Here is a 9,910-nt window from a genome sequence, read left to right on the forward strand (position 1 = left end):
ACAGACTGTATACCCCCCGAAGACGAAAGCTGTGTTGATAATCCAGAATCAAAAACGCTTCTGATCGAAGCTGAACAGCACTCTCAAACGTAGCAATGTCTTTTTCGGTGTAGTTGTAAGAAATAGGCGAATCCGCCATCAAGAACTGGGTCATGGAGTGAATATCACTTTCGCTCCATAACTCCCCCGGCACCTGCGTCACCGGTCGGTCATTGGCATTGTTACTGGCAGTAGTGGACAGATTAAAAGAGCCATGAGTCTCTACACTGTAACTGCCTTCGTTATCCAGGGTTCCCGGATACATGCTCGGGGCAACCAATCCCCACGCTTTGGGATTGCTGCCAGCAGCCACCTCAAAGTCGCCGACATAAATGGCGACGGGACCGTACCGGTTGAAATAACCGGCTGAGAGGGTATCCACATAACCGCTGTAAAAAACAAAGATCAACGTGCGTTCATCGCCGATGGCGTGCCAGCGTTGTGTACCCCCGTGGTTTTGTGTCACGGCAGCGATCTGGCTGTATCCAACGTAACTTTCCGGGCTGGTCACAACATCGGCAATCTGCATTTTGAACCCTTGCTGCTGATTACCGTCAGGCTCCACGATCAGGTACATATCGTCCTGATGGGCTGAATGATTTTTGTAGACGGTGCGGTTACTGTCCGGCACCGTCGAGGTCATTGCCTTTGTCCAGCCAAATCCCGGTTTACTGCCGTATCCGGTCACCAAAATCGCATCGAGCACTTCAATGATGGAATTTTTATAAGCGCCATAACCGCCACTTAAATATTTAAATTCCGGGGCACCTGAATCGTTCCAGCTGTAGTATTGAACCGGCATCAGTCCGCATCCCCCCTGATTTGAAGCGTAAAATCATCATTGGTTTCCGTTCCCTGACCTGAAAGGACAGTCCTGCAAATCCACACCGGCGCAAGGCATCCATCCGTGTTAAAACGAATAGCGTTACCTGTTGCCCAACCGCTGCCCCAACCATCGGCTTTCATGGTGAAATAAGGCACGCCCGCTTCCGGGTTAATGGGTGCGGTATCAGTTGTTGTACTGCCGGTTGCAATGATCCCGAGCTTTTCCTCAACGACCTGAAAGGCAGTGCTGCTGGTAAAGATCACCGCCCACTTGCCATAGATGGCTCCCTTGTTGGTCACTTCCACCGGATAGTTAATGGTGTTGTATTGGGCGGTGGTCTGGTCGCCGATCCGATGATCTGTCCAGTTCGGGTCGCCGTTGTCCCAAACCTTCTGGCTGAAAAAGTTTTTCACTCTCGCCTGAAGATCCCCATACACGACTGCACTGCTGACCGTGGTTTCGGAGGCCGGTAAATCCCAAGGTACAGGCGAGATAATGGAGAGGTCGCCGTTGATCTGAACGTCACTTAACACGCTCATGTGCTCCACCCGATCCTTAATGGTAAAAGGTGCAGTGAGAGGGTTACTGCCAGCATCAATCAGGCTCAACGGATCGGCAAAGGTAACGGTTCCTGCCTCTCTATCGACGGTATATTGATCGCTGGCCAGTGGAGCCCCGCTGCTGTCTTCCACCACGATTTCTGCCTGATGGTCACGAGCCAGGTTGATCACCTGACCGGCGGTTGGTGTACCTGCATCGGTGCTTGCCGTGTGGCTGATGACTACAATATCCCCGGCTCGATAGATAGGGACCCGTCCATCAGGAGGGAGACGAACCGGATCGAGCCCGATCAATTCAGCATCGAGGGGCAGGCTGGTTTCCACCACGCAGTTATAACGGACACTTTGTGGGATAACGTAGATCGGCGTCTTTTCAGGAGAGCTGCCGTCGATGAACTGAAGCTCACACCAGCCTGTGGTTACGTCTATTTTTCCGACCACTTCTGCGGTATTGAACTCGCCATTAAAATCCGCCGTGGCCGTGATAATGTCCCCGTTATCAACCCGAACGGCTGTTAGCTGCAAACTGCCCTGACGAATTGGAGCACCGGGAGTACGGAAGGCGACCGCATCAATCTTAAAGCCAACGCCAACGGTGGCCGCTGCCTGAATGGTGGCCGTACTGACCGATCCTTCTGGATAGCTCGCCAGTGTCGCCATACCACCGCTGTAGTCAACCCTGCCGACCTGAACCCCGGCATTGGTTTCGGTGCTCAGGTTTTTATAGAGCGAACCGTCCCGATCAAAATAGGTTTCACCGTTCCATTCAAAGATCACGCTGCCGGGGAGCAGAACGGTATTGTCCATCAAGGGCAACAGATCAATGGTCAATTCTGGTGAGGTAATGTTCTCGTTGTACGGTGCATGAGCGAGGTTGCTCGCCTGTGCAATGGCAGTAATGGTGCTGCCATTGAAGGTTTGGGTTTTGGAGGTGTTGGTCACGTCCAGTTTTCGAACGTAACCATTAAACGTCTGCTTGATGACGTATTCAGGGTAGGTGTACTGATCCAACGCCAGAATGGTAAACGCCCCGGTCTGGTAATCAATGCTGCCTGTTACGCCACGCCAGCCACCCGTTGTATCGTCGCTGATCTGTTTAGCCACGTTCCGGGTGGTTTCATAGGTAGTCCAGTCATCCTCGTTTCTGGTTTCGCTCGGTACGTTGGACAGCTGCTCGACCAGAAATTGCAGTTGGATAGAACCTGGGAGCAAGGGCGCACCGGGAATGGTGCCACTCATCACCCCCTGACCATCCACCGAGACAATCACCTCACCACCGGCACTGGTGCCTTCTTCATAGGTAAGTTGAATCTCAGTGCCGCTATCAGGCAGGAAATCCAGCTTAAAGCTCAACTCTCCGGGAGCGTAGTGAATGGCTCCGTTACCGTCACCAGTGAGAAGCCCATTGGCCTGATCGGTCAGGGTTTTATTCTCACCGGAGGAAACATACGTCACCGTCATCGAGCCGGGTTTGATGCCGGGTTTCTCGACGGTATGGCGAAAGGTCATATCATCCACAGGCACCGAGCCGGTTCGGATCGTCACCTCATCATCATTCTGCGCCACGTAGCTAAAAACGATGGCACTGTCAGGATCGGGCAGAGCATCCAGAGTGATTGCAGCTGATCCCGTTGCAAAGATAATGGTTCCGGTTCCCGATCCGGTCATCTGGCCTGCGCCGGTATCCCGGATGTCCTGCCATTTACCGAGAGCGATATAGCTGACCACCAATGTTCCCGGCCTTGGTTTGGCCTCGGCCATATTCAGGGTGTAGTTAAAGCCCCGGTTCTGGTTGGTGATCGGGATAGCCCCACTGATCGCAGCCCCGGTAATGGCAACGGCTGGCTGATAGGTAGCGTTGGCAGTAGCCGTGGTATAGCTGCTCGCTCGCCAGACGTTAATTTCCCCGAGCTCATAATCCACGGTCAATTTGCTGAAATTATTGGTCCCGCTTTTATGGAGCAGATTTCCTGCACCGTCATCTTCAAAGGTGCCACCTTCGAGTGACAGAGAAAGCGTTTTAGGCAGCACGCCACGCTGTACGTAGGTTCGGCTCTGGTTGCCGGTAATATGCACAAAACGGCAGCTGACCGAGCGGGTAGTGTCAGCCGTGGCCACCATCGTTTTGCCGGTATAGCCACCGTATTGATCCAATAGTGGGCTTTCCACCTTGGCACTCGGCACCAGTGGCGCATAAACGCTCTCGGCCTTAACCGTTAAGTCGCCAGCGGTCACATTGGCACTTAATGGCTGAATACCATAGTAACGGGAGGTATCGGCTATCTGTGTCCCATAAATGGTGCTGGTTTCTTCCTCCGGTTCTCCGGGGACTGGCTGCGCTCCGACAAAGGTGGTTATTAGCGGCGCACTGATCTCCATTTCTACCTTGCGCCGGTTAAAGTCCACGTACTCCGCACCGTTGTGATAGGTAAACGTGACCACGGAATGATCAACGGCAGTAATACGGATAAACTGGCTGGTTAGCTCATCGGGTGTGGTTAGCTTATAGACCTCCCCGATTTCAGGGACCGCCCATTCCTCACGCTGATAGCCAACAATGGCACGCTGACCTTCCAGCTGATCGCCGACCAGTTCCCACGATGCTTTAATGCCGGGGACGACATAACTCTCGATTCTGTCTCTGGCATCGAGGCGCTCATCGGTCTGACTGTCGGTATTGAACAGTAAGACACTGACATTCTGATCCTTGGGAGGCTCGGTCAGGATCAAATGACTGCCGAGATAAATGTCATTGTTATCGGTGCTGATCCCGATAAACGCCTTACGCAGGGCAACATCACCAATGGTTCGGTCGATCCGGGAAATATCCTGAAAGAGATTATTGACGTTGCCATCAATGACCTCGTTACCAGTTACCCGACCACCGCCATCTTCCTCGTCGGTAAGCCGCTGGCTTTCGAAGAGTTTTACGTCGCTATTATTGATAGCCATAGCAAATCCTTATGCTTGTGTATTACTAATACTGGGTTGTTATACGTAAAGATATTTTTTTTTAGAAGAGTCGTTATTAATGAGCCTGATGCTGATCTGAATATCCAAGTATCTCTATGGACAGCTACAGTCACTAGAATGAATCTAAAAAACAATTTAAAAAAACCTAGAACATATTGAGCAAAAAATAGAATAAAAAAACAAAACAATTGTAAATAAAAAACCACTCCATTTATATTCTACGATTATGTGCCATAATGATAACTCTGAAACAAATCTGATTGAAGTAGAAGTCTAAGCGTCACTTTGCCGCACTCAAGACAATATATATTTATTGTTATCACTTTCATTCAGATTATTTTCAGCAGTTATGAAATATTATTTACTTGTCGTAAGCGGATGATTCTCACATTTATCTGGTTAGCCTCTGACCTAAAAAACTGTCTCTACATATGTTTGTAGAATTCCAAAAGCCTTTATTTTTAAGACACTCTTTATACTTCGTGTGTATTAAAACGTCAAAAAGGAAAAAATACCATGAAAACCTTAATCAAGGACGCTGTAAAAACAACCATCAAAAATGGAAAAGTTTTACGTTTAAACCATAAGCCTAGCTATTGTTCATTTGATAAAGACAATAACTCAATACTCAAGCCATCAACAAAAATAGAAACCAAACTGATTAACCTTTCCGGAGAATTACTTCTTAACCATAATACAAACAAAAGATACATTGAAAATACCATTAATTTCATAGTAACCTGCTGGAATCTAGGAGCTATGAAAGATTCCGATTACCTTCGTAAACGGAGCAATTCATTTCATTATCTGAAGACAGAAGAAGGCAATACAATCCCAGCTATTTTGAATGATTTCATTGATCAATTGATAATGACACGGCGTTATATCTATGGTGATGATCTTCGTTCTGTTGATAAATGCTTTGTGAAGTGGATTACTCGTGACAAGTTTCTATTAGATGTAGCATGCTCAATCCATCCATGAGTAAATCAAATTAAAAAAATGACCAGAAATCGGATTTTAAGATTTATTCCACATCGGTTTTTAAATTAGAAAACCGATGAAATGGAGGCCAACTTATACTATTTATGACTAATAAAAAAGTGAGCTAAAAAGCTCACTTGATCACTACTATCCATCCTTAAACCACGCTATCAACTCTCCAACCTCAAAACCTGATTTTAAACCAGGCACCTCCCATAAATCGGTTTCTTTATCGTAAATTGCATATCTATCAGACAGTCCCTCATCCGAAAAATCAGAGCATGTAATGGGAATTGCAGATCCTGGTTTCAATACTTGATCACTGTTTTTATAGTGTTTTACAATCCACGCTATTATCAAAGATTGATGGATATCTAAATACTCTCCATTTGGTCCATTAATGGGCTCTATGACATATACGGGGCGTGTATTGCTTATGATATTCACCCTTTCTACAACATCCTGACTATTCATTTTCCAACTCCACATCTAATCTGCCAAATAAAACACTTAGCAGTAGCTATATCTTAGTTTCATTCCTGACACAATTAGGAAATTTGTTAAGACTCATTTAAAATAAAGGTCAACAAATGAAGAAAAAATGCACTCTTAAAAAATTATCATGTATTAAATGATCAATAATTTGTTTAATTAAGCAATAAACTTCAACAACACTTACTTACACAGCTGTATTAAACTGTGAGGAAATGAAGAGTAAGTAAATACTGATAATCATCTTCTGGATAGGCAAACGGTAATACTTGCTGCGCCTCTACAGGAGCACCGTTAGACCGATCAAAGATAACGGAGAACTGTCGGTTATCCGGGAGCGTCAACGTCATGGTTTTATTGGCCGCTTTGGAGAGAGCAAATAGGTTCTTGACTGTCAGTCGGGAGACCCAACCGGCCTCACCATTGCCAGAGAGAACGATTGGCCTACCATTTATTAGTTGCCCTTCCTGAACCAGCAAAGCGCCGGTAAGGCTTCGGTCTGTACTTTGCTGCACAGGGTTCCATTCAAACTCATTGATCCAAAGAAGATCATCCGGGAGGCTAATGGTATCCAATTGCATAGCTTTTTCCTTTTAAAGCGTCCTCATACCTGCGTTTTTCAGGGCTTCCAGCAGTTTGGTTTCATCCGTTGAATCAATACCGACATTGACCGCACCGCCGGGGTATTCGAGCCGGATAATTTTCTGTGGAGCCGGTTGTGTGGTTCGAGTGGTTGATGCTGACGTGCTCACCTGGCTCTCTTGGAGGGTTTGGGCTTTTTCATTGTTGGCCTGCCGGATACGTTCGTTGTAAATCTGCTCACTGATCCGCAGGGCAGAAGTGATATTCTTGATTGCTTCCTGATCCCCTTTGGCAACGGCCTCGGCCTGCTGTGCCTTCAGATCGTCACGCTGCGTTTGATAACGGCGTTGCTCAATATCCGATTGTCTGCCCTGTAATTCATCCAGTTCATCTTGCAGGCTATTGAGGGTATTCCGGGAACTGTCGCCCAAGCTCGCCATGTTCTGCTCTGCCGAGCGAATGGCATTGTTGAGACGGTCTAAATCCTGATTGTTCAGGAGGTTCATCGTATCAGTGGCTCGCTCGCCCTGACGGATAAAGCTTCTCGCTGTCGAGCCGCCGAGCTCATAACTTTCTAACAGTTCTTCGAGAGCGATCTTCTGCTCTAAGTACTGGCTTTTGACATAAGCAGCATTTTTCGCAGTCTCATTCATCCAACTGCTAATGCCGGTGACATCGAAGGCATAGGAGTGCTGTAGTTTGTTAAGTTCTTCTCTCGTTTCTTCGAGCTGACTTTTCAGTTCGGTAATGCTGCTGATCGCCTGCTCTGTGTTGACGTTGCCCACACCATTCATGGCTACAAAGGCTTCGTGTGCCGCACCGCTCATGCCCTGTAGCTCTTCGGTCAGGGTGTTGTAATGATCCGCCATGACTCCGGCAATGGATGCGGAGTCTTCAAGAGCTGCGGTTTGTTGCTCATCAGCCTCGGTGACTCTATCAATACTCTGACTTGTGCCATCCGCCTCCTTTTTCAGTTGTGCCAGCTTCTGGCGACTGGCCTCCAGCGCCTGAGTGTATCCTTTCTGAGATAGTGTTCCGGCAGAAAAGGCTTCGGCCAGTGCTACACCAAGGCTGGCTAATTCGGTGCGGGTTTCAGCCGCGTTGATCTGGCTGATGGCATTCGCAGCATCAGTAAACGCCGCTTTGGTGCTTGCTGCTGCCTGCTCTGCGGTTTGGCCAGTCTGCTCAACGTCTGCCCGGTAACGCTCCTGTTCTTCTCGTACCTGATCCCAGGTCACCTTGCTTTCACGACGAATGTCTTTTTGTGTCTGTTCATGCTGTTTCGAGAGGGCTTCGTAAATACCCACCAATGCGTCTTTGGCGGCATTGGCATCTTCAGCGGTTTGTTTGGCAAACTCTTTGCCAAGAGTGCGCAGATACTGAGTGGTTGCCTGCATCTCTTTGGCAATGGAGTCAGCACCTACGACCTCTGCCAGCTTGCCCCAGCCGAAGATGATTTCTCCAATGGTATAGAGAAATGCGGTCGCAAAGCCTTTCACCGCCAGTGTGAAACTGTTGAAAAAGAAAGTGACAGTATTACCGGTAACCGTGAAGGTGGTTTTCAGTTTATCCATCACCGTGGTGAGGGTGGCAAAGCTGGTTTCTACCTTTGAAACAAACCCGTCAAAAGAAAGGCCAGACAGCGCTGATTGAATAGCCTCGCCCATGGCAATAAAGGCATTGCTGATCTTTTTCGCCAGAGCCTGCAAGCGACCGTCCTGATTCATCGCCTCTATTTTCAGGGCGATGGAACCCAGCAGGTTCTTGGTGTATTCCAGGGCACCACTGTCGGCAATTTCAGCCAGGAACTGCTGCCAGCTGTCTTTCAGGTTGCTGACATAACCGGACAGCAAGCTCATATTTTTGGCCGCTGCGCCCTCTGCACTTTTGCCTATTTCGGCAATCAGCAAGGCGATGGTATCCCGTCCCAACTTCCCGGCAGACGACAACTTCTGTAACTCCTGCACGTTTTTGCCGGTGGCCTTTTCCAGCAGTTCCCATACCGGAACACCGCGCTCTACCAGCTGTAAAATCTCCTCTCCCTGAAGTTTCTGTTTTGCCCAGGCCTGCCCCACGGCCAGCGTGATGCCATTCAGCCGCTCCATCCCGCCGCCCAGTTTGGAAGCCTGATCGACAATGGCCTGCATGGTGCCATCCATGGGGTCGAGGCCAAAGGCTTTTAGCCGGACAAACGCTTCAGAGACTTCTTCCAACTGGAATGGCGTGCTGCGGGTAAAGTCCTTAATCCAGGCCAGCGCCCGTTCACCTTCAGCCATTGAGCCCATAATGGCTTCCAGCTGAACGCTCAAGCGCTCAAACTTATCGCCCGTAGTCAGGATGGACTCTATGCCACGTTTGATGATGTACAGGCCTGCACCTGCCGCGATCAAGCCAGCGAACCGTCTGGTTAGACGACTAATACCCGATGATGCCTGCTGGGCATCCTTCGTGATGTTCTTTAACCCAGAGCGTCTGAAACTCTTGGAGGCCTCCTTAGCCCGATTGCTGGCTTTTTGAAATGCCGCTGACGTTTCCCGAAGTTCCTGGGCAACCCGCTCCTGCTGTTGGGCCAGCTGGCGATTGGAAAGTCCCGTCTGCCCCAGACTTTTGCGCAACTCAGCCAGCTTCTGTCGCTGCTGATGGTAAGACTGGTTAGCTGACACCACCGCTTTACGGGCAGTCTCCAGCCTGCGCTGTAGAGTCTTTGTGGGTTTCTCTGCCTGCTGATATTCCCGGGCCAACCGTTCAACCTTCGCCTCGGCTTCACGAAAAGCCCGACCAGCCTCACGCACAGCAGATGTCTGCTTTTGGAAAGACGACAGCAACCGTTGTTGTTTTTCCAGTTCAGTGAGTTGACTCTTGAGGGATTGGGCTTCCCCTCGCAGGGATTCCAGGGAGGCAGCAGACTGCTTAACCGGACGTGACAGGGTATCCCGCGCTTTCAGCACCAACCGAAGCGCGGTTTCTTTGATGGAGGGCATAGGAAACTCGGCGGGTTATTGGGCCAGATCCAGCTGCATAAACGGACTCAGGCCCTGGCCGGTGATGGTAGGATCCGACAGCACATCGAGCTGCAAGGGAATGTTGGCAAAGTCATCGGAGATAAAGCCGAGGTTCTGTACCGGTGAGAACTTGACCCGATGTACCCGGATATTAAACGGCAGCCCTTCCTGGGCATCATTCAGGCCTTCCATAAAGAGCACAAACTCCCGACCGGACTCCACCAGTGCCTGAACCATATTGGCAGGTAGTGGTGCATAGCTAACCTTGATCCCCTGGTTATCAATACCACCACCGTCAATAACCTTGATGCCTGACTGAGTCAGCTCATAATCATCACCAGCAACGAGCGTAGTATCCAGGCTGTCTTTGACCGTGATGGACTGATTAAGGTCCGGTAGCCGTTTAAACGGAATCAGTTCATCCGCTACGCCATGGCTAACCAATGGCTCAT

7 protein-coding genes are annotated in these 9,910 nt (G+C 49.2%); 1 reads left to right on the forward strand and 6 read right to left on the reverse strand.

Features of this window, described 5'->3' with window-relative positions; genetic code table 11:
- A partial coding sequence (locus AK963_RS20965; protein WP_202969820.1) for a hypothetical protein occupies positions 1 to 841 on the reverse strand: 841 nt, incomplete at its 3' end.
- Entirely contained in the window at positions 841 to 4,377 is a 3,537-nt protein-coding gene (locus AK963_RS20970; RefSeq protein WP_066017376.1) for a hypothetical protein, read from the reverse strand. The genes AK963_RS20965 and AK963_RS20970, both read right to left, overlap by 1 nt.
- A 537-nt stretch (positions 4,378 to 4,914) precedes the next feature.
- Here AK963_RS20970 and AK963_RS20975 point away from each other — a divergent pair.
- Positions 4,915 to 5,382 carry a hypothetical protein gene (locus AK963_RS20975; protein ID WP_066017377.1) on the forward strand — a complete coding sequence of 156 codons (468 nt, stop codon included), beginning with the start codon at positions 4,915 to 4,917 and terminating at the stop codon, positions 5,380 to 5,382.
- A gap of 147 nt (positions 5,383 to 5,529) precedes the next feature.
- Here AK963_RS20975 and AK963_RS20980 read toward each other — a convergent pair whose 3' ends face one another.
- The 4 genes from AK963_RS20980 to AK963_RS33405 form a co-directional block, all read right to left on the reverse strand.
- Complete coding sequence (locus AK963_RS20980; RefSeq protein WP_066017378.1) at positions 5,530 to 5,856, reverse strand: hypothetical protein; 327 nt, start codon at positions 5,854 to 5,856, stop codon at positions 5,530 to 5,532.
- A gap of 218 nt (positions 5,857 to 6,074) precedes the next feature.
- Positions 6,075 to 6,455 carry a hypothetical protein gene (locus tag AK963_RS20985; protein ID WP_066017379.1) on the reverse strand — a complete coding sequence of 127 codons (381 nt, stop codon included), beginning with the start codon at positions 6,453 to 6,455 and terminating at the stop codon, positions 6,075 to 6,077.
- 12 nt (positions 6,456 to 6,467) lie between these two features.
- On the reverse strand, positions 6,468 to 9,437 hold the full coding sequence (locus tag AK963_RS20990; protein ID WP_066017380.1) for a tape measure protein: 2,970 nt from the start codon (positions 9,435 to 9,437) through the stop codon (positions 6,468 to 6,470).
- 15 nt (positions 9,438 to 9,452) lie between these two features.
- Positions 9,453 to 9,910 (reverse strand): phage tail tube protein (locus AK963_RS33405; protein WP_202969821.1); only part of this gene is annotated, 458 nt, incomplete at its 5' end.

This window comes from Endozoicomonas atrinae (assembly GCF_001647025.1).
GTDB classification, from domain to species: domain Bacteria; phylum Pseudomonadota; class Gammaproteobacteria; order Pseudomonadales; family Endozoicomonadaceae; genus Endozoicomonas; species Endozoicomonas atrinae.